The organism is Hirschia sp. (assembly GCF_058892565.1).
Map to the genome: position 1 here is coordinate 25,103 of NZ_JBZXVU010000030.1, position 19,066 is coordinate 44,168.

The window sequence follows — 19,066 nt, forward strand, 5'->3', positions numbered from 1 at the left end:
CCGCTTGTCTATTTTACGCAAATCAGCACTAGAACTTCACCGAACCGAGCACGAAGGTCAATCATTTCATTGAAATTGCGCTAAAGAACCCCTTTAAGGACCATTGTTTGATCACGGTGGATGTGAACCATTAAAAGAATAGAAAACCCTAACATTACCGTCATCATCGCCGTCCCACCATGCGAAATCAACGGCAATGGTACACCAACAACGGGCATCAACCCCATGACCATTCCGATATTAACCACGACATAGAATGCCAACGTGGCGACCACTCCCGCCGCCGCCAACGCCCCAAACACTGTTGTTGATCGATTGCCGACCAAGAGACCAAATATCAAAGCAACAGCCCATGCGGTCAAAAGCGACATTGAACCGACAAATCCAAATTCTTCTGCAATAATCGTAAAAATGAAATCGGTGTGCTGTTCAGGAATATAATTATTCTGAGACTGGGTGCCTTGCATAAAGCCTTTGCCTTGAAGGCCTCCAGACCCAATTGCTATTTTTGCTTGCTGTAATTGATAGCCCGCACCAAGCGGATCTCTTGAAGGATCAAGGAACGTATAAACGCGTTCTTTCTGATAATCTTTCAAACCAAACTGATAGACGGGCCAAATAGACAAAAGCACCCCGAGTATGCCCGCTATAATTATTTTCCATGATAATCCAGCGCAAAAAATAACAACTCCGCCTGTGGCAGCCAGCATCAATGACGTTCCCAAATCAGGTTGCTTCAATACAAGTATTGTAGGAACGATGATAATGATTCCCGCCATAATATGATTCCACAAATTGGGCGGGCTGTTTTCACTCGTTTGATGATAATATCTTGCCAAAGCGAGCAAAATAGCAATTTTCATAAATTCCGATGGTTGAATCAAAACGGGTCCGATATCCAGCCAACGCTGAGCACCTCCTCCAATTGTTCCAAACAGTTCAACTAAGACAAGTAAGAAAAGCGCCCCCAAATATAGTGGATAGGCGATCATCGCCCATAATCGAATTGGGGCCAGCGCTAAACCGATTGTTGCAAGTAACACGAACACAAACCGCGTTATATGTTGCCACGGAATATCCGCCATACTTGGGTCTTTAAGCGTGACGGAAACCAAAACTGCCGTACCAAAAGAAGCAATCGCAATGAATGTCAGCAATAATGACCAGTGTAAGTTTCTCAACTTATCAATCAAAGTTAGCTTTTCGGCGATAATCCGCATGAATTAAATCGCCTCACTCGTGGAAGTTTTATTTTCTTCCTGCGCCATTGGGCTTGCCACTTTGTGCGTCTCTTTTGAAACGGGGTCTCGCTTCAACGTTTCTGTCATTATATCTCTTGCTATGGGGTAAGCTGCACTCGACCCACCACCATGATCCACAATCACACTACATACATATTTAGGATTGTCGGCAGGTGCATAACATACAAACAAGCCGTGATCTCGCAATTTCCAAGGCAATTGGTCGTTCTTAACAACACCGGTGACACGTTCTGCTGTTGAAATACGGCGCACTTGCGCTGTCCCCGTCTTACCGGCCAAACGTTGACCATTTCCGACATCACCAGCACGCAATGCTGTCCCTCCTGGTTCAGATGTCACGGCATACATACCAGCTCGCAATTGATCAGCAATTTCAGAATCCAAAGGTTCATAATGCGGCACCCCCGGATCAGGCGCAGCTGCGCCGCCAATAAATACTTTTGGCGACGGTGAGGCATTTTCTGCGGCAATTCTGGCTGTCATCACGGCCAATTGAAGCGGCGAAGTCGTCAAATATCCCTGACCAATACCATAATTGAGCGTTTCACCCTCATACCAAGGCTCCTGTTTAGCAGCTTGTTTCCAAGCCGGATCAGGAACCACACCGGCATTCCCACCAGTCATTCCCAACTCATATACTTGTCCTAGCCCCATTTTCCGGGCCATATCCGCAATTCCCTGCACACCAATGCGACGTGCAATATCATAAAAATACACATCACAAGATTTCTGAATTGCGCCCTTCATATTGACAGAACCATGCCCGCCACGCTTCCAGCAGTGGAAGTCCCGGCCACCAAACCATGTTTTTCCGCCGCAATACACATGATCATTAGGTGTTGCGACGCCTGCTTCCAAAGCTGCTGCCGCGACAATCATCTTAAACGTTGACCCTGGAGGATACAGACCATCATAAGCTTTATGATAAAGCGGAGATTTTTTATTGCCTAAAAGGTCATTATATTTTGCCTGAGATATACCAGATACAAAGTCATTCGGATTGAACGCTGGTGTTGAAGCCATGGCAATGAGTTCACCACTCTTAATATCCATGACAACTGCACTACCGCTTTCTTCACCAAAACGGGCAATCGCAAATTTCTGAATTTCCGCATCAAAGCTTAAAACAATATCTCCACCGTCTTTGGGGGCGACATCATCACTTGGCAGCCGATCTACGATACGACCTGAAGCATTTACAGCAATCCGTTGGAAGCCAGGTATCCCTCTCAAATATGTTTCGGCATGCTGCTCAATCCCTTGGCGGCCCAAACGCATATCTGGGTGGCGATAAATTCTTTGCATGCGGCTTTGAATTTGCCGTTGTCCCGCAAAATCATCAGGACCAATTTGCAAACGGGCAATTTCCGCAGCTATCAAACTATCAAGCTCTTCCCTATTGGGGCGTGCGACATAGCCAATTGTGTGCGCAAAAGCTGCTCCCATAGGGTAAGAGCGCAATTCGCCAACTTCCGCATAAACACCTCTAAACTCTGGTGCATGCACATTGATACGTGAAAAATCTTGCCAACTTAAATCATCAGCGACTGGAATGGGCACAAACCGAGCCTGCTGCCGCGCTTGCAATAAAATTTTACGATGTTTACTTCCTGAGATGGGAATATATCTGCCTAAATGAGTAAGCGTATTCTCAAGGTTATCTGTCTCTTCAGGAACAATCAGCACATAAAAATTTCTTTTATTGGATGCTAGTCGCTGTCCAAACCGATCAAAAATCACACCTCTACGTGCAGGCGCAGGGTCTAACCTGATCCTATTTTCCGTTGCTAATTCCGCGTATTCGTCACCCTCAAACAATTGCAGCTGCGTTAACCGAGCAGCCAGTCCTGTCCATAACACAGCTCCCGCTGCTCCCATAACTATGGAACGGCGAGTAAATTCAGCATCTTTTGATCTATTAGCACTCATACAGACAACGCCTCGTCATATGGGGCAAACAACGGACTTAACAAATAATATAACCCAAGAGTCCAAATGAGGTCTCCAACTAAGGACAAGTCGATAACTTGAGCACCGCCAGCAATATCTCCAGCTAAAGACAGCCCCATCAAACCTGCAATACTACCGATAATTATCGAAACAAATTCAACTGGTATTGAAGCTGACATCGCTCGAAAACTGCCTCTTGCCACTAGGCCTGCACCATATCCACACAAACCAGCCAACGCCCATGCACCAAGGGGAGCTTCGCATATGAAATCTTGAAACAAACCTACGAACACAATCAAGACAGCGGCCCAAATAGACATACCCAACCGTACAGTCGAAAGTGCATAAAGCAGCACGGCAATCGGCCAAGTGTCAGTCAATGGGAAAGGCATATGGTGAAGCAACGGCGTTGCACCGAGCATACATATGACTATCGCAAAAACCGCTCCAAGAAACAGCCTTATGCGTGTGGTTGTGTTCAAGGGCGACCTCCAACATTCGTACCACCCTGCTCAGAATTTGAAGCTTCTTCAAAACTTTGACTTGTGAGATTTTCATCCGTATTAGGTGTTAAAAGCTTGCCATCACTTATCATCAATTCCTCAGGTGTAACGAAGCTTGGAGGTGGCAAAATTCTTACGAAATCTATCGCATCGCGTTGCATAGCCAAGTCTAAACGCCATCCATCTTTATCCTGATGAGCAAAGCCCACACGAAGGCCGCGCTCAAACAACCCGTCATCACCAGATGTGACCCACTCTTCGCCCTCAACAATTTTATCCGGCGTTTCGGCATGCAATATGCGCGCGCCCACTTTTTTATCTCCAACAAGCAAAGCGCGGTCCAACGAAGTTCTACCCATGACAGGAATACGACTATTATAATCTGTCAAAAGCAAAATTCGAGACGTGCGATGACCAGTTCGAACAACCCGCCCTAACAGGCCGTGTTCATTAACGACGGCGAATCCATCAAAAACACCGTGAACTGCACCCGCATTTGCAATCCGTGAATGCGTGAATGGACCATTTGTTTCAGCAATGACGCGGGCTGTAACACCGCCGATTTGAGGCTCTCCCATTAGATCAAGCATATTCTCATACTCAACCATGCGCAGCGACATCGTTCTTGATGCTTCTCGCCAACGTTCTAAGGAGTGAACCTGACTTTCAAGTTCACGAATGCGCTCTTTGGAGGCTTTGTTTGCAAACAACCATGTGTATCCGGCAAAATGATGATTGGCCGCACTTGATAGTTGCGATGTGATCCCATCCATACGTGCTCGGGCAGGCTGCAAAGCCCTGCGAACATCGGAGGAAGACTGAACCATCAACAAGCCAAGTAAAGCGATAGCAATACCCGCAATTCCGGCACGCGCTGCAAAGCGTGGTGCACCGACTTGATGTCGCGCATGCCTAGCCATGAGACTGCCTCCATTCTGAATATGGAAGCCTCCCATGCAGAGAGGCACCCAAAACGCTACTACACTTTACCCTGATTTGGTCTAATCGTTTAGACGTCGGGCGCAAGAATATCTTTCATGTTTTCGAAATCTTCAAGAACAATACCGGAGCCTTTAACGACACATTTTAAAGGATCATCAGCAACTGTCACTGGTAATTGAGTACGCTCTTTAAGCACAACATCAAGGTTGCGAAGCAGCGCGCCCCCACCGGTCAACACAATACCCTTATCAACGATGTCAGCTGCAAGCTCTGGCGGCATTGCTTCTAGTGCTTGTTTAACCGCTTCAACAATTTCAGAAACCGGATCTTGAAGTGACTTAGCAACCATTGCTTCAGAAACAGATGCCTCTTTGGGCACACCATTCATAAGGTCACGTCCACGCACCTCAATGGACATGCCATTCCCATTGTCAGGAATTTTTGCAGTCCCAATTTCTTTCTTGATACGCTCAGCAGACGCCTCACCAATCAATAGATTTTCTTCACGCCGCAAGAAGTTCACAATGGCCTCATCCATTTTGTCACCACCCATGCGAACCGAACGCGAATACACAATTCCACGCAAAGACATCACTGCGACTTCGGTTGTACCACCACCAATATCGACGACCATTGAACCAGATGGTTCATCAATGGGTAGGTTGGCACCGATAGCAGCAGCCATTGGCTCATCAATCAAATGCACCTGACGTGCTCCAGCCATAAGCGCAGATTGGTGAATTGCACGACGTTCAACCGGCGTAGCACCGGTTGGCACACAGATTATAATAAGAGGAGAAATCAACGAACGCTTCTTCATCACTTTCTGGATGAAGCTTTTGATCATCTCTTCAGCGACTTCAAAATCAGCAATGACTCCATCGCGCATAGGGCGAATAGCTTCCATCCCGAATGGCGTTTTACCAAGCATCAGCTTGGCTTCAGAACCAACGGCGTGCACCACCTTACGCCCGTTTTGTGTGACGTACGCCACCACTGAAGGCTCATCAAGCTGTACGCCTTGTCCTTTAACATAGACAAGGGTGTTGGCAGTCCCCAAATCAATGGCCATATCAGTTGACATCATGCCAAGAAGTTTACCAAACATACATTCGCCACTTTCAATACTAATTGGAACGTTACGTTCCGCATTACAGTTAATTCTACCCTTTATACCTGTTTGCCGTTTCAGAACAATTAAAGCAAGGGGGGCAATCAAAGGTATTGGAATTTAACGGAACGATCAGTACCGTTATGACAAAATACTGTTTTTAAATGAAATTATGAGAATTGCCTCATAATTCAAAGCCTGACGCTCAATTATGGGATATAACAATTTTTCAATCAAAACCACGAGAACGACAACTAATTTCCCGTCTTTTCGCAATTACCAGCTCATCTTACCAACTTTCAGCAATGCATTTGTTCAATTTTCAAACTTCAGAATGATAATAGTTATAAGTTCCATTCTAGACATTTCTCAAATATGGGAACGAATTGGCGTAAGCTATTGCAGGAATCTCAGACATGTCTCAAAAGCGCTTTGCAGCCTTCCAACACAATTCTTATGTCCGCTACTTTATCGCTAGATTTTTAACAACATTCGCTGTTCAAATTTTATCTGTTTCCGTAGGTTGGCAAATATATGATCTCACCAAAGAACCAATCTGGCTGGGATGGATAGGTCTCGTTCAATTCTTGCCTGCTTTATTATTAGTGTTTGTAACTGGCCTATCAGCTGATAAGTATGGGCGTCGCCTCATCATGGGTATCTCATACGCTGTGGAAGCATTGTGTGCAGTTGCGATTTTAGCCTTAGCAATGTTCAACCAGATATCTCCGATACCAGTCCTTATCATCCTTACAATCTTCGGAATTGGACGGGCGTTTGCCTCCCCAGCTGTTTCAGCCCTCGCCGTGAATGTCGTTCCCAAAGAAGATTTCGCAAACGCCGTGGCTTGGAACTCATCTTCTTGGCAATCAGCCACAATTGTCGGTCCAGTGATTGGAGGCTTGTTATATGGCATTTCCGCAGAAACGGCTTACTCCGCTGCATCACTTTTCCTCATAGCATCAACACTTTTAGTCTTTACCATTCCTAAACCTAAACAACGCAAATCCATCGGAGCCACATCCTTTGCAACCGTCGTTGGAGGTTTCACTTTTATCTGGAAAGAAAAAGTAATCTTAGGCGCAATTTCACTAGATTTATTTGCGGTACTATTGGGAGGTGCAGTTGCCCTCCTCCCCGTATATGCATCAGATATTTTGCAATTAGGTCCAGCAGGATTAGGGCTTTTGCGCGCGGCTCCAGGCATAGGCGCATTAATCATGGTGGGAATCATTACATCTTTTCACATTCGAAGCCATGTGGGCCTTATCTTATTTGCTTGCGTTGCTCTATTTGGTGCATCAACTATCGTGTTCGGATTCTCCACAAGCGCTTGGGTTGCGATACCAGCACTCATGTTCATCGGGGCGTTTGATATGGTGTCCGTTTATATCAGGGAAACATTGCTGCAATTGTGGACACCCGATGAGATGCGTAGTCGTGTCAACGCAGTAAATTCGATATTCTTAGGTGCCTCCAACGAACTCGGTGAGTTTAGAGCCGGCACAATGGCACACGCCTTTGGTGCAGTCTCAGCAGTTGTCATAGGTGGATTTGCCACAATCGGAGTAGCTGCGTCTTGGGCACTATTATTTCCAGCAATAAGAAAAACCCAAAACCTCGATGTAGAAGAAAAATCACTCTAAACACAAAAATGGCACCGCTCTCCACAGTTTGGACGACGGTGCCATTAATTCAAAATATATAGCTTAATTTAATTTGTGTATGGCTCCAAGCGGATCTCTACCCGGCGGTTTAACGGTTCGTTGACCCCATCGCCAGTTGGTACTTTAAGGCGGCTCTCACCATAGCCTGTAACAACCAATCTACCACCTAAAATGCCTTCTTGCATTAAGCGAGCAGCAACATTGTTCGCACGCGCTTGAGATAGTTCATCGTTTTTCTGATAAGATCCCACAGTGTCCGTGTGACCATCAATAAAGACAACAGTCTTATCAAACTCTTGCAATACCAATCCAACATCTTGGAGGACATAATCAAACTGATTGTTAATTTCCGCGCGGCCTGTTGCAAAAGTGATATCACCCGGCATCACTAGCTGGATTGTATCACCAACGCGGGCAATACCCACACCAGTTTCATCTAAGCGCTCACGCAATTTCTTTTCTTGCTGGTCCATATAGCGTCCGCTAGCACCCCCAGCGATTGCACCGATGCCTGCACCGATCATAGCATTTTTGGCAGCCTGCTCACCACTAGACGTATTTGTTAATGCGCCCAAAACAGCCCCACCCAAGGCACCAATGGCTGCGCCTTTTGCAGTATTAGAGGTTTTTGTTTCCCGAGAATAGGGATCTGTTGTTTGACAGCCTGCCACCAAAATTGTGGTGCTCAATGCCGCCAAAGCAATAATATTTTTCATAGTAGACTCCCAAATAGGTAACTTAAATTACGTCACCCGCCCAAAGGCTCAAATTGCATATTCATTGTGTTAAACGCTGAACTGACCTTATGGTTCCACCTATTCCCAGAATTTGTTTTTTTCTTGACCTTTCTATCGCGAAATAAAAAAGAGCAATGCTTCAAAGCATTGCTCTTTAGAAAATTCACATCAATTCTAATAAACGTTTAGATATTTGAATCTGAGCTTTTACTACGGCGTATTTCAAGCTTGTTAAAAGCATGAATATAAGCTTTGGCAGCCGAGACGAGTGTGTCTGGATCTGAAGATTTTCCAGTTGCTACCAATCCATCTTCGCTTAATCTAACTGACACTGTTGCTTGCGCATCCGTTCCTTCGGTCACCGCATGAATTTGAAACAATTCCAACACAGCGTCGTGTGGAATAATTGCACGAATGGCATTGAAAACAGCATCAACAGGCCCATTGCCTTCCGCGCGCGCAGATTTGATTTCACCCTCAGTTTCAAGCTCAATCTCTGCGATTTGCGGTCCCTCAGTACCAGCAACAACTTTCAAGGCATGAAGTGATATGAGTTCGTCCGTCCCAGACAATTGATCATCGACCAATGCCATGATGTCTTCATCAAAAACATCTTTTTTCTTGTCAGCCAAATCCTTGAAGCGCCTAAAAGCATCATTCATCGCCTCATCATCTAATACATAACCTAGATTTTCTAGCTTATCTCTAAAAGCATTGCGACCAGACAACTTACCTAAAACCAAAGATGTAGCCGATACACCCACATCTTCCGGGTTCATGATTTCATAGGTTTGATTATTCTTCAGCATCCCGTCTTGGTGGATACCGCTTTCATGCGCAAAGGCATTCTTCCCGACAATCGCCTTATTAAATTGAACAGGAAAACCAGTAATCTGGGACACACGTTTAGAGGCACGAGACAATTTAGTAGCATCAATATTTGTTTCGTAAGCAAACGCATCTTTACGCACACGCATTGCCATAACAATCTCTTCAAGCGCGGCATTCCCCGCTCTTTCGCCAAGACCATTAATTGTACATTCAATTTGACGCGCACCACCAGCAACACCAGCTAAAGAATTGGCAACTGCCAACCCGAGATCATTGTGACAATGTGTGGACCAGATTGCTTTATCTGAATTAGCAACATTCGCGATCAAACGCTCAAACAATTCCTGATATTCCTGTGGGTGTGAATACCCGACAGTATCAGGAATATTGATTGTTGTTGCACCTGATGCAATCGCTAGATCACAACAGCGACACAAAAAATCAAAATCCGTGCGTGTCGCATCTTCTGGCGACCATTCAACATCCTCAACATAGCCACGTGCCTGTGCGACAGATCGGCCAACAGCCTCTAGCACAGCATTTTCACCCATTTTCAGCTTATGCTTCATGTGCACTGGGCTTGTAGAAATAAAGGTGTGAATACGGGGTCGCTCTGCCTTGCGTACAGCCTCACCACATCTTTCAACATCACGAGGCACAGCGCGAGAAAGACCAGCAACAATTATTGAAGAAGATCGACGGGCTACTTCGCTGACGCATTCAAAATCACCGGACGACGCAGCAGGAAAGCCAGCCTCGATAATATCTACGCCCATGCTTTCTAGCAATTCGGCAAGCTCTAGCTTTTCATTCAAAGTCATAGACGCACCCGGTGATTGCTCACCGTCACGCAAGGTCGTGTCGAAAATACGGATTTGGTTATTTTTCTCTGTCATATCATTCGCTCAGATTTCTGTATTGGCGCGGAATATTTGAAATTCTATCTGCACCCCTGAACACGCGCCGGTTGCTACCAGCTAAAAGTCAAACGCATCCAGGGGCTGATCAGTGACAGCCCTGCAAGACGCAGTAAGGATAGAAGAGAATTTTTCATGGGATGGATATATGTATGAGCAAAGTGCCAAGTCAACAAATCTAGTGATATTCAACGAAAATAAATTCAACTCAAATCAATTCTAACGCAAAAATATCTCAAAATATTTGCAGGAATTTAGAAAAATTTGGCGTATTCATCTATATACTCATTAAACTGAGACATCATCTTGCTCGGTTACGCGTCTTCGCGCAAAAAGCATCAACGGAGCCCATATTAACAAGGAACCAAGCACTGCTAGAAGTGCCAACCATGGATTCCCCTTTATTGCCGCCATTACAGCACCGCCGCCAAAAGCAACGAGAGCTGTTTTGGGAATAACACCGATTCCAGCACCAGCCCAAAAGCGCCAGAATTTCGCATGGCTCACGCCAAATGCCATATTCACAATGATAAAAGGAGCAGTCGGCACATTACGCACAATCATGGACGCAAGAAAGTCATTCTTCCCAACAAATCGAGATATCCGATTTACGGTATCACCACCATATTTACGGACAGTTTCCACTCCCATAAACCGGCCGACCCAAAATGTCATTGCCATAGAGCACATTGCTGCAATCCAAGCATATACAAAACCCAGCACCGGACCGAATGCAACAACCGCAACAGCTATCAATCCAAATTGCGGCGCACCGATAAATGCCATTGTGCAGAATAACAAGATAAGTGCAGGCAAACCCAATGGATGATCTTTTAAAGAAACCAGCAAGAGCTCGACTTTAGACAAAATGCCCTCACCGCTCTCACCATTCATCAATACAAGTTTGCCAAAAACCAGAATCGCAGCCACAACAACAAATAGCGCTGCCGATACACCTACGGCACGCCAAGCGGATTTATCCATACGGTTCAAAAATTTAAGTACTGATCCCATTCGCGCCCTTTGCCGTCAGCACACGCATACGTCAAGTCTCAATCCAACACCTATCGAAGTTATAAGCAATCTAACTCGTTTCGAATGCAATTTACGCGTATTTTTATCACACAAACAATGACGTTGTGATTATCATTACTCACAAGCACCAACATATTTGGCATCAGCCTGAATTGTGAATGGAGCCATCATCCCATAAAAAGAAGCCGCTCCACTTGCATTCAAGGAAATCGCTCTACGTGAAGCGCTTAACTCTCCATTCGCAATACCTTTAACATCCCCGTCACAATTGAGCTTGAAAGCATAGCCTTTTTCAGTCGTCGTTACGTCAGCCATTGCACAATAACCCGACAGATCTTCAACAATATCGTTTAAAGATACTGTCGCTTCATCGGGAGTTACACATTGAGTCTCCGTGCTTGTTATGGGTGCAGGGCCAATCATTGTCTCATGCGTCCATTCCCAAGCCCCAGGCTCGATAGCAATAATGCGTTTGCCTTCGGTTTCATTGGGAGCAGCAAGTGCAGCAGACATGGCAAGCGTCAATGATGCTGCGATTGCACCAAATGTTGTAAGCGATTTCACCATTTTAACTCCTGCTCTCAAAAACACCTTGCTAGAAACATTTCGAGGTTTTTGATTCAAATACATTATTATTCACCTTATATGATTTGAAATTGAGGCAAGATCACGGCTCTTTGCGTCCATATTAGATGCATTTCCATTACGATTCAGCAACATATCTCAACATAATCGCAGCAGATAAACCACCAACAATATATCCACCCACATGCGCTTCCCATGCAATTACACTCCCCAATAATGTAGGACCAACAACAGCAAGCATCACATTACCTAATAAGAAAACACAGCTTAAAACACCAAATTGCCGCGAAAGCATTTGTCCCTTGGCCATCAATAAGAACACTGCGCCAGTCAAACCAGAAACTGCTCCCGACGCGCCCACAGCAATAGAAGTATCCCCGCCCATTATTTGTCCAAAATAAAGATAAAATAGAGCACCACCAATTTGTGACGCCACATAAATAATCAAGGTCCGCCAGACACCTAATGCTCGGACAACCCCTGTCCCAAACGCAAGCGCAAACACCGCATTCATCCCCACATGCGCCCAATCGGCATGCAAGAGTCCATGTGTCAGAAAAGTCAGAGGACCATCATACCAATTTGCATATGCTTTAAAACTTCCGGCTTCTGCAAAATACCGGTCAGGAAACAATGCATAATCGACTAAGATAGCAAATTTTGTCTCTTCACCTTGCAGTGAATAAACGAGATAACACACGACCAGCAAAGCACTTAAAAGAACCATACTAATAGGTGCATTGAACACAGGCTCTTTAACACCTTCATCAGAACTTATCTCATTGGGATCAATTGGCGGTTCTTTATTAACCATGTTTTCAATTCACTTATGCAAAATCAAATTCAAGTTGTATGTAGGAAGTTTTGAGCTTCAACACACCCATTCATATGCAAGTGAACGGAAATAAACATAAAATGACTCAAAACTTCGCTAGATCTTGGATATAAAGCGATGAAAAAATTAGCTCTTGCTATCACAGCATTTTCAACTGCCTTCGTCTCGCTACCCGCAAAGGCAGAAGAGGCCGAAAAATTACTGCCGAATTTAAAGCTTCAATCAGGACTCGCGAAACTTGCTGCGATAAAAAAGGAACAATTATTAGATTATGTCACGCACAGTGACACCGTATTCCACTTAAAACGCACGCTTCACACCAAACCAGCAAAGAAACAAAATAACAAAGCAAGCCTAGCTGGTAGCCTGCACCCTTTTGAAAACAAAATAATTTTTTCAAGTTCTTTATATATTGGTGAAAAAGCTATTGGTGGTGCGAAAAACATAACTGCGCCTATTCGGATAAACGGACATCTTGTTTCCGACAATCAATTTGACACTCAAGATCTTCAAGGGCGCATTGGAGACTCAGCTGCTTACACTGGTATTGGTATAAACACGTCTGATTCAACGCGTAAATCATGGGGATTTAACATCATGGTCGGGGCAATGTTTTCCCAAAACCCAGAGTTTACGATCGCAACGAGTGAACGACTCTATTCAGATTCCCTCATAAATCTCGAGAATCTTGAATCCAACCAATTGGCTCTTACCGAAGAGCTCTCTCAATTCAAAATTACGCCAGTCTTCAACGCGGGTATTTCTTACAGATTTTAACTATTTCCTAAAAACTCCTGCTTGCTCTGTCATTACAAAAATGTAAGCCTCTTATTAGTGCCGCCAAAATGAACATGAAACACATGCAGATTGGTGACTTAGACAGGGGTGTATATTATGGGCTTAAAAATTCACAGTTCAGCATTCATTGCTGTTTTGACTTCAATGACATTGATAACAGGATGCGCAACGACAAACACGGCAATCTTACCGCATTCCGTTCCCTCTCTTTATGGACCGACAGCAGCTGACATGCCTTCAAATATAAGCGCGAACCAAGAGCGGTGTGCAGCAATATTTGAAGAAATAGATTCCTTAAACGCTAAATTAGATCTTGCTGCAGTTGATGAAGACAAAGGTATTTTCAAACCGGCAAAATTTAACCGAGGCGAAGTAAGGCGGGCATATCTTATGGGATTAGCACGAGGCATTCCTTGCCCTAAAACCTCTTTAGAAGCCACAATCAGGGCCTCAGGCGGGAAAAGTCAACCTACCAGCTAATCAGACAGGAATCAGCTGTTTCATTTCCCATTGAAGCCAAGATCTATGCGCTTCCAATCGTTCTACAAAACGAACATCAGCCTCTGGACTGGTCAACACTTCGTCACGCCAACGCTGAAGAATGAGGTCCTGCGTCTTCAGCCAATTGAGAAGGTTCTCCTGTGTTTCGAAAGGAAGGCAACGAATAGAATTATTTTGAGTTTGAGCCATTTTCTTTCCCAATATTTGAAATTAAGAATTATTCTCAATATCTATCACGCCGCGGCAGTCGTCAAGTTAAATGCGAATTATTCTCATAACGATCTCAGATAGCAAATACATGCGTAATTCCGATAACGTTGAAAAATTAAAGGGCCAATTAACAAAACATCGCTAAAAATTAAGAAGCCTCCGCGCAATAACGCATCCTTCTTTCTTCAATTGGACCACTTACAATGTTAAAATCCACAACTTGCCTCATGGCAGGAGTTACTCTGGCAACCATTCTTCCGCTCTCTGCGAATGCCGAGACCAATTGGGCCGTATCAGGTGGACTGGGGACTCTTGGAGGAAATGCAGAGATCAAAGTTCAGCTGAATGACTATTTTGATGTTCGAGGCGGTTATAATTATTTCACTGTCGATGTAGACGAAACCTATTCAGGTATAACTTACGAAGGCGATTTAGATATGTCTGGTCTAGGTGCCTATATAGATCTTCGTCCGTTTAAAAATAGCTTCATTCTCAGCGCTGGTGCGCATTTTGGCGACAAACTTATAGACCTTGAAGCACGCTCCAACGAAAACATTTCTATTGGTGATCAGGTTTTCACACCCGCGCAAGCAGGTGTTCTTGATCTCAAAGCAGAGCTAACAAACCCAACACCATTTTTGGGATTGGGCTACGACTCAACTTTTCAGAATGATGGACCTTGGGGTGTGAAGTTATTAGTTGGTAGCCTATTTACTGGTGAAGCAGACGTAACACTGGAATCACGAGATGGACTATTCTCTACAGATCCAACATTTTTAGCGGAACTTGAAAAAGAACGCTTAAAAGTTGAAGAAGAAGCTGAAGATTTTAAATTCTATCCAGTAGTGCAAGCTGGGCTAAGCTACCGCTTTTAAAATGAAAAAACCCCGCCTCTTTGTGAAGCGGGGTTTCTTTTATTTCGCACCTGAACTTTTAGTTCTTAGATTTATCTACCAATTGGTTAGATTTAGACCAATGCATCATGCCACGAAGCTTTTCACCAACTTCTTCAATGTTGTGGTCATTCATGCGAGCGCGCATTGATTTAAAGCTTGGCGCACCAGCTTGGTTTTCAAGAACCCAATCACGTGCAAATTTACCGTTTTGGATATCTTCAAGCACAGCTTTCATGGCTTTCTTTGTTTCAGAAGTCACCACGCGCGGACCAGAAACATACTCACCATACTCAGCTGTGTTAGAGATTGAGTAGTTCATGTTGGCGATACCGCCTTCATAGATCAGGTCGACGATAAGTTTTGTTTCGTGAAGACACTCAAAATATGCCATTTCAGGAGCGTAGCCAGCTTCAACAAGTGTTTCATAACCAGCTTTAATAAGTTCAACAACACCACCACATAGAACAGCTTGCTCACCAAATAGGTCTGTTTCTGTTTCTTCTTTGAATGAAGTCTCGATCACACCAGCGCGCGTGTTACCAATCGCTTTTGAGTAACTAAGCGCAACTTGCTGTGCTGTTCCTGTTGCATCTTGGTGGATCGCAATAAGACCTGGGAGACCAAAACCTTGTGAGAACTGACCACGCAGCGTGTGCCCCGGACCTTTAGGCGCTGACAAAGACACATCCACATCTTTTGGTGGAACGATCAAGTTGTAGTGAATGTTAAAACCATGACCAAACATGATGTGCTGGCCTTTACGAACATGTGGTTCGATTTCATTTGCCCAAAGTACAGCTTGCTTTTCATCTGGAACAAGAATCATCACAACATCAGCCCACTGTGTGGCTTCAGCAGGTGTCATCACTTTGAGACCTTCAGCTTCAGCTTTAGGCTTAGACTGAGACGTTGCTTGCAAACCAACAACAAGCTCTTTAACGCCGCTTTCGCGCATGTTCAAAACATGTGCGTGTCCTTGTGAACCATACCCAATGACAGCCACTTTCTTGGACTGGATTAAAGCTAGGTCTGCATCGTTTTCGTAATATACTTTCATCGGAAAGGCTCCTTAGGGTCAATTCTATAATTTAAGTTATTTTGGGATTAGCTTGGGTCACGCATAATATCAAACCACGCGTGAGAAAAATGACATTTCCAACCACGTATCGGCCGAATAGTCGTTTAGGTTCTTGAATGAGACGGTAGAGCCATTCCATACCCAGCTTTCGCCAAGTTTCTGGTGCGCGGTTAACGCGTTCAGCAAGGAAATCAATAATAGCTCCACCATTTACTATTGTCGTCGGCCAGCTCGCTGCTGCCCGCAAAGCCATAGAAGTCATTTCTTGCTTGGGCATTCCCATAGCAAGAATCACAAGGTCGGGTTTAGAGGTCTCAATCGCTTCAATATAAGCTGCTTCATCTTGGAAACCATTCAAACGCGATACGATTGTTCCACCACGCGTTTCAATGACATCACAGCCTTTAGACAACCAAGGCTCCTGAGTTCCAAATACAGCGACCTTCATACCATCAAATTTCTCAATAATGCGTGGTATTAGATCTGTACCATTCAGGTTTGCACCCGGATTTTGGTTTAGCCATTTCATTAAAATCTTCATGCCTGAACCATCTCGCAATAAAATATCCGATCCGATCAGCGCTTTGAACAAGCCCTCATCTTTCACCATCAAATTTACAGCGTGTGCATTCACAAACGAAATCACCTGAGGTGAAGTCGCATCCGGCAATCCATTTAGCAATGCATCCACATTCGCTTCCGTTTCAGGAACCGTTAAATGTTCTAGCATGTCGTAAATTTTCTTACCGGACGACATAATCTACCGACCAGCTCCTGCATGCGGGCCACGTTGAAGCGATAATACACCCGTTCTTGAGACTTCCACCAAACCAAGCGGAAGCATAAGTTCGACCATCTGATCAATTTTGGCAGACGTTCCAGTCACTTCAAAAACGAAGCTTTCATTTGTCGTATCAACAACATTGCAACGGAAAATTTCGCTTATCCGTAAAGCTTCCACACGTTTCTCGCCTTTACCTGCAACCTTTAACAGCGCAAGCTCACGCTCAATTCCAGACTTTGAATTCGTGATATCAATCACACGAGCCACAGGCACAAGGCGTAACAATTGTGCTTCAATCTGCTCAAGTGTGTGATTAGTCCCATTACTCACAATCGTTATGCGAGACGTGTGGGATTTAAAATCAACTTCGGCAACAGTGAGACTTTCAATGTTGTATCCACGTGCGGAAAACAGTCCGACAACCCTTGCCAGAACTCCAGGTTCGTTATCAACAATGATAGCAAGTGTCCGCTTCTCGATAATATCTTCACCATGGTGAAGATCATATGCGGAAGCAGGTTCCATCGCATCTTGCATGGCTTCAATTTCTGCATCAGTCATGTTCGTAACTCCTTCAGCCATGCCTTAAACAAGCTGCTTACCAGCTTCATCAATTTCATCACCTGTAATATCAGACAGGATCATCTCATTGTGTGCAGCACCCGACGGGATCATTGGCAAACAATTTTCTGCTTTTTCAACCATACAATCAAAAATCACAGGCCCATCATGGTTGATCATTTCAAGAAGTGCATCATCAAGCTTTGTTGGATCGCTACACTTTATTCCATGCCCACCAAGAGCTTCCGCCAACTTCACGAAGTCCGGTAAAGTTTCAGAATAAGAACTTGAGTATCGTTCACCATGCAATAATTGCTGCCACTGCCGAACCATGCCCATCCATTCATTATTTAGAATAAAGATTTTAACCGGCAATTTGTGCTGAATGGCAGTAGAAAACTCCTGCATGCACATCTGGATAGAAGCTTCACCAGCAATATCAACCACAAGCGCACCGGGATGTGCTTTTTGAACACCGACTGCCGCCGGCAATCCATACCCCATAGTCCCAAGCCCACCAGAGGTCATCCAGTGATTTGGTTCTGCAAATTTAAAATGTTGCGCAGCCCACATTTGATGCTGACCAACTTCAGTCGTGATATAAACATCGTCACGCTCTTTTGTTAGTTCATATAACCGCTCAATTGCGTATTGCGGTTTAATCACTTCATCCGATTTTGGATAGGAAAAAGACTGGCGCGCTTTCCATTCATTAATCTGGCTCCACCATGCTTTTAGAGATGGCGTTCTTTTCTTATTCTCTCGCCAACCTTCAAGCAAAGCGCTCAATGCTCTTTCACAATCACCAACAACAGGCACGTCAACACGCACAACCTTATTTATGGATGATGGGTCTATATCAATATGGATTTTTTTAGAATTTGGAGAAAACGCATCCAAACGCCCCGTTACACGGTCATCAAAGCGCGCACCGACACAAATCATCACATCACAATCATGCATCGCATTATTAGCTTCATAAGATCCGTGCATTCCCAGCATACCAAGGAATTTTTCGTCTTCACCCGGATACGCACCAAGCCCCATCAATGTAGAAGTGATAGGAAAACCTGTTTCTGCCACTAATTCACGCAACACTTTAGAAGCTTTTGGCCCCGAATTGATAACACCGCCACCAGTGTAGAAAATCGGCTTAGATGCGGTTTTCATCAGCTCTAAAGCTTGTTCGATACGCTTTTCTTTAGGCTCCGTACGCGGCTGATATGTACGGTGTTCTACAGCTTCCGGCCCGCAATATTCACCTGAAGCAAACTGAACATCCTTAGGAATATCAATAACAACGGGGCCCGGACGCCCGCTAGTCGCAACATAAAATGCCTCATGCATAATGCGCGCGAGATCATTTACGTCTTTAACAAGGTAATTGTGTTTACAACATGCCCGCGTCACACCAACCGTATCACACTCTTGGAAAGCATCTGTCCCGATAAGGTGGGTTGGAACTTGTCCAGTTAGAACAACCATTGGAATGGAATCCAGCATTGCATCAGCAATCGGCGTCACCATATTGGTTGCACCTGGTCCAGACGTTACAAGCGCAACACCACATTTACCCGTTGAGCGCGCATATCCTTCCGCTGCATGGCCTGCCCCTTGCTCATGACGTACTAAGACATGCTCAACAGCATTTTGATTATAAATCGCATCATAAATTGGAAGAACTGCACCACCAGGATAACCAAATATGGTATCAACGCCCTGCTCTTTCAGCGCGCGCAACACCATTTCTGCACCGGTCAAAGTTGTAGGGGGATGCGATTTCGAGTTTTTATTTTTTGGAGCCATGGGGTCTCTCCGGAATCTGATTTTTTTAAAAAATATATGATCGACTGGGGCAACGCG

The 19,066-nt window shown here is 44.7% G+C and carries 19 protein-coding genes; 4 read left to right on the top strand and 15 right to left on the bottom strand.

Going from position 1 to position 19,066, the window contains the following annotated elements; translation table 11 throughout:
• Positions 1 to 80: 80 nt before the first annotated feature.
• The 5 genes from rodA to AC5EF3_RS11690 all read right to left on the bottom strand — a co-directional run bounded on the left by rodA (position 81) and on the right by AC5EF3_RS11690 (position 5,765).
• Positions 81 to 1,220 carry a rod shape-determining protein RodA gene (gene rodA, locus AC5EF3_RS11670; protein ID WP_015826337.1) on the bottom strand — a complete coding sequence of 380 codons (1,140 nt, stop codon included), beginning with the start codon at positions 1,218 to 1,220 and terminating at the stop codon, positions 81 to 83.
• A 3-nt stretch (positions 1,221 to 1,223) separates the two neighbouring features.
• Positions 1,224 to 3,191, bottom strand: a complete 1,968-nt coding sequence (gene mrdA / locus AC5EF3_RS11675) for a penicillin-binding protein 2 (RefSeq protein WP_493548167.1) — start codon at positions 3,189 to 3,191, stop codon at positions 1,224 to 1,226.
• On the bottom strand, positions 3,188 to 3,694 hold the full coding sequence (locus AC5EF3_RS11680) for a hypothetical protein (RefSeq protein ID WP_015826335.1): 507 nt from the start codon (positions 3,692 to 3,694) through the stop codon (positions 3,188 to 3,190). Before AC5EF3_RS11680 ends, mrdA begins: the two co-directional genes overlap by 4 nt.
• Entirely contained in the window at positions 3,691 to 4,635 is a 945-nt protein-coding gene (mreC, locus tag AC5EF3_RS11685) for a rod shape-determining protein MreC (RefSeq protein WP_493548168.1), read from the bottom strand. The genes AC5EF3_RS11680 and mreC overlap by 4 nt, the downstream gene beginning before the upstream one ends.
• A gap of 89 nt (positions 4,636 to 4,724) precedes the next feature.
• Positions 4,725 to 5,765, bottom strand: a complete 1,041-nt coding sequence (locus AC5EF3_RS11690) for a rod shape-determining protein (RefSeq protein WP_015826333.1) — start codon at positions 5,763 to 5,765, stop codon at positions 4,725 to 4,727.
• 419 nt (positions 5,766 to 6,184) lie between these two features.
• On the opposite strand from AC5EF3_RS11690, the gene AC5EF3_RS11695 reads away from it, so the two are divergent.
• Positions 6,185 to 7,414, top strand: a complete 1,230-nt coding sequence (locus AC5EF3_RS11695; protein ID WP_015826332.1) for an MFS transporter — start codon at positions 6,185 to 6,187, stop codon at positions 7,412 to 7,414.
• A gap of 68 nt (positions 7,415 to 7,482) precedes the next feature.
• On the opposite strand, the gene AC5EF3_RS11700 is transcribed toward AC5EF3_RS11695, so the two are convergent.
• The 5 genes from AC5EF3_RS11700 to AC5EF3_RS11720 form a co-directional block, all read right to left on the bottom strand.
• Positions 7,483 to 8,151, bottom strand: coding sequence for a YiaD family glycine zipper/OmpA-like lipoprotein (locus tag AC5EF3_RS11700; protein WP_493548169.1), 669 nt, complete (start codon positions 8,149 to 8,151; stop codon positions 7,483 to 7,485).
• Positions 8,152 to 8,357: 206 nt separating this feature from the next.
• Positions 8,358 to 9,899, bottom strand: a complete 1,542-nt coding sequence (locus AC5EF3_RS11705; protein ID WP_015826330.1) for a 2-isopropylmalate synthase — start codon at positions 9,897 to 9,899, stop codon at positions 8,358 to 8,360.
• 309 nt (positions 9,900 to 10,208) lie between these two features.
• On the bottom strand, positions 10,209 to 10,934 hold the full coding sequence (locus AC5EF3_RS11710) for a TVP38/TMEM64 family protein (protein ID WP_015826329.1): 726 nt from the start codon (positions 10,932 to 10,934) through the stop codon (positions 10,209 to 10,211).
• A 135-nt stretch (positions 10,935 to 11,069) separates the two neighbouring features.
• Positions 11,070 to 11,522 (bottom strand): DUF3617 domain-containing protein, encoded by a 453-nt coding sequence (locus tag AC5EF3_RS11715; RefSeq protein WP_015826328.1) that lies wholly within the window; start codon positions 11,520 to 11,522, stop codon positions 11,070 to 11,072.
• Positions 11,523 to 11,658: 136 nt separating this feature from the next.
• Entirely contained in the window at positions 11,659 to 12,354 is a 696-nt protein-coding gene (locus AC5EF3_RS11720; protein WP_493548170.1) for a rhomboid family intramembrane serine protease, read from the bottom strand.
• 138 nt (positions 12,355 to 12,492) lie between these two features.
• Here AC5EF3_RS11720 and AC5EF3_RS11725 point away from each other — a divergent pair, with 138 nt between their 5' ends.
• Together AC5EF3_RS11725 and AC5EF3_RS11730 are read left to right on the top strand one after the other, a co-directional pair.
• Positions 12,493 to 13,152: a hypothetical protein gene (locus AC5EF3_RS11725; RefSeq protein WP_493548171.1), complete on the top strand. Its 660-nt coding sequence runs from the start codon at positions 12,493 to 12,495 to the stop codon at positions 13,150 to 13,152.
• A gap of 117 nt (positions 13,153 to 13,269) precedes the next feature.
• Complete coding sequence (locus AC5EF3_RS11730) at positions 13,270 to 13,653, top strand: hypothetical protein (RefSeq protein ID WP_493548172.1); 384 nt, start codon at positions 13,270 to 13,272, stop codon at positions 13,651 to 13,653.
• Here AC5EF3_RS11730 and AC5EF3_RS11735 read toward each other — a convergent pair whose 3' ends face one another.
• Positions 13,654 to 13,863, bottom strand: a complete 210-nt coding sequence (locus AC5EF3_RS11735) for a hypothetical protein (RefSeq protein ID WP_015826324.1) — start codon at positions 13,861 to 13,863, stop codon at positions 13,654 to 13,656. It abuts the gene before it with no gap.
• A 224-nt stretch (positions 13,864 to 14,087) separates the two neighbouring features.
• Between AC5EF3_RS11735 and AC5EF3_RS11740 the strand changes: the two genes are divergently transcribed.
• The gene (locus AC5EF3_RS11740; RefSeq protein ID WP_493548173.1) at positions 14,088 to 14,759 is read left to right on the top strand and encodes a hypothetical protein; all 672 of its coding nucleotides are present in this window, start codon (positions 14,088 to 14,090) and stop codon (positions 14,757 to 14,759) included.
• 58 nt (positions 14,760 to 14,817) lie between these two features.
• On the opposite strand, the gene ilvC is transcribed toward AC5EF3_RS11740, so the two are convergent.
• From ilvC to AC5EF3_RS11760, 4 genes are read right to left on the bottom strand one after another with little or no spacing between them, the layout of a single operon-like run.
• Positions 14,818 to 15,837 (bottom strand): ketol-acid reductoisomerase, encoded by a 1,020-nt coding sequence (gene ilvC, locus AC5EF3_RS11745; protein WP_015826322.1) that lies wholly within the window; start codon positions 15,835 to 15,837, stop codon positions 14,818 to 14,820.
• Positions 15,838 to 15,868: 31 nt separating this feature from the next.
• Positions 15,869 to 16,615 (bottom strand): WecB/TagA/CpsF family glycosyltransferase, encoded by a 747-nt coding sequence (locus tag AC5EF3_RS11750; protein WP_015826321.1) that lies wholly within the window; start codon positions 16,613 to 16,615, stop codon positions 15,869 to 15,871.
• Positions 16,616 to 16,618: 3 nt separating this feature from the next.
• Positions 16,619 to 17,203, bottom strand: a complete 585-nt coding sequence (gene ilvN / locus AC5EF3_RS11755; protein WP_015826320.1) for an acetolactate synthase small subunit — start codon at positions 17,201 to 17,203, stop codon at positions 16,619 to 16,621.
• A 24-nt stretch (positions 17,204 to 17,227) separates the two neighbouring features.
• On the bottom strand, positions 17,228 to 19,009 hold the full coding sequence (locus AC5EF3_RS11760) for an acetolactate synthase 3 large subunit (RefSeq protein ID WP_493548174.1): 1,782 nt from the start codon (positions 19,007 to 19,009) through the stop codon (positions 17,228 to 17,230).
• Positions 19,010 to 19,066 lie beyond the last annotated feature (57 nt).

Coding starts and splice junctions, on each gene's coding strand:
- rodA (WP_015826337.1), bottom strand. CDS start 1,220: ATGCGGATTATCGCCGAAAAGCTAACTTTGATTGATAAGTTGAGAAAC.
- mrdA (WP_493548167.1), bottom strand. CDS start 3,191: ATGAGTGCTAATAGATCAAAAGATGCTGAATTTACTCGCCGTTCCATA.
- mreC (WP_493548168.1), bottom strand. CDS start 4,635: ATGGCTAGGCATGCGCGACATCAAGTCGGTGCACCACGCTTTGCAGCG.
- AC5EF3_RS11690 (WP_015826333.1), bottom strand. CDS start 5,765: ATGTTTGGTAAACTTCTTGGCATGATGTCAACTGATATGGCCATTGAT.
- AC5EF3_RS11695 (WP_015826332.1), top strand. CDS start 6,185: ATGTCTCAAAAGCGCTTTGCAGCCTTCCAACACAATTCTTATGTCCGC.
- AC5EF3_RS11700 (WP_493548169.1), bottom strand. CDS start 8,151: ATGAAAAATATTATTGCTTTGGCGGCATTGAGCACCACAATTTTGGTG.
- AC5EF3_RS11705 (WP_015826330.1), bottom strand. CDS start 9,899: ATGACAGAGAAAAATAACCAAATCCGTATTTTCGACACGACCTTGCGT.
- AC5EF3_RS11710 (WP_015826329.1), bottom strand. CDS start 10,934: ATGGGATCAGTACTTAAATTTTTGAACCGTATGGATAAATCCGCTTGG.
- AC5EF3_RS11715 (WP_015826328.1), bottom strand. CDS start 11,522: ATGGTGAAATCGCTTACAACATTTGGTGCAATCGCAGCATCATTGACG.
- AC5EF3_RS11720 (WP_493548170.1), bottom strand. CDS start 12,354: ATGGTTAATAAAGAACCGCCAATTGATCCCAATGAGATAAGTTCTGAT.
- AC5EF3_RS11725 (WP_493548171.1), top strand. CDS start 12,493: ATGAAAAAATTAGCTCTTGCTATCACAGCATTTTCAACTGCCTTCGTC.
- AC5EF3_RS11730 (WP_493548172.1), top strand. CDS start 13,270: ATGGGCTTAAAAATTCACAGTTCAGCATTCATTGCTGTTTTGACTTCA.
- AC5EF3_RS11735 (WP_015826324.1), bottom strand. CDS start 13,863: ATGGCTCAAACTCAAAATAATTCTATTCGTTGCCTTCCTTTCGAAACA.
- AC5EF3_RS11740 (WP_493548173.1), top strand. CDS start 14,088: ATGTTAAAATCCACAACTTGCCTCATGGCAGGAGTTACTCTGGCAACC.
- ilvC (WP_015826322.1), bottom strand. CDS start 15,837: ATGAAAGTATATTACGAAAACGATGCAGACCTAGCTTTAATCCAGTCC.
- AC5EF3_RS11750 (WP_015826321.1), bottom strand. CDS start 16,615: ATGTCGTCCGGTAAGAAAATTTACGACATGCTAGAACATTTAACGGTT.
- ilvN (WP_015826320.1), bottom strand. CDS start 17,203: ATGACTGATGCAGAAATTGAAGCCATGCAAGATGCGATGGAACCTGCT.
- AC5EF3_RS11760 (WP_493548174.1), bottom strand. CDS start 19,009: ATGGCTCCAAAAAATAAAAACTCGAAATCGCATCCCCCTACAACTTTG.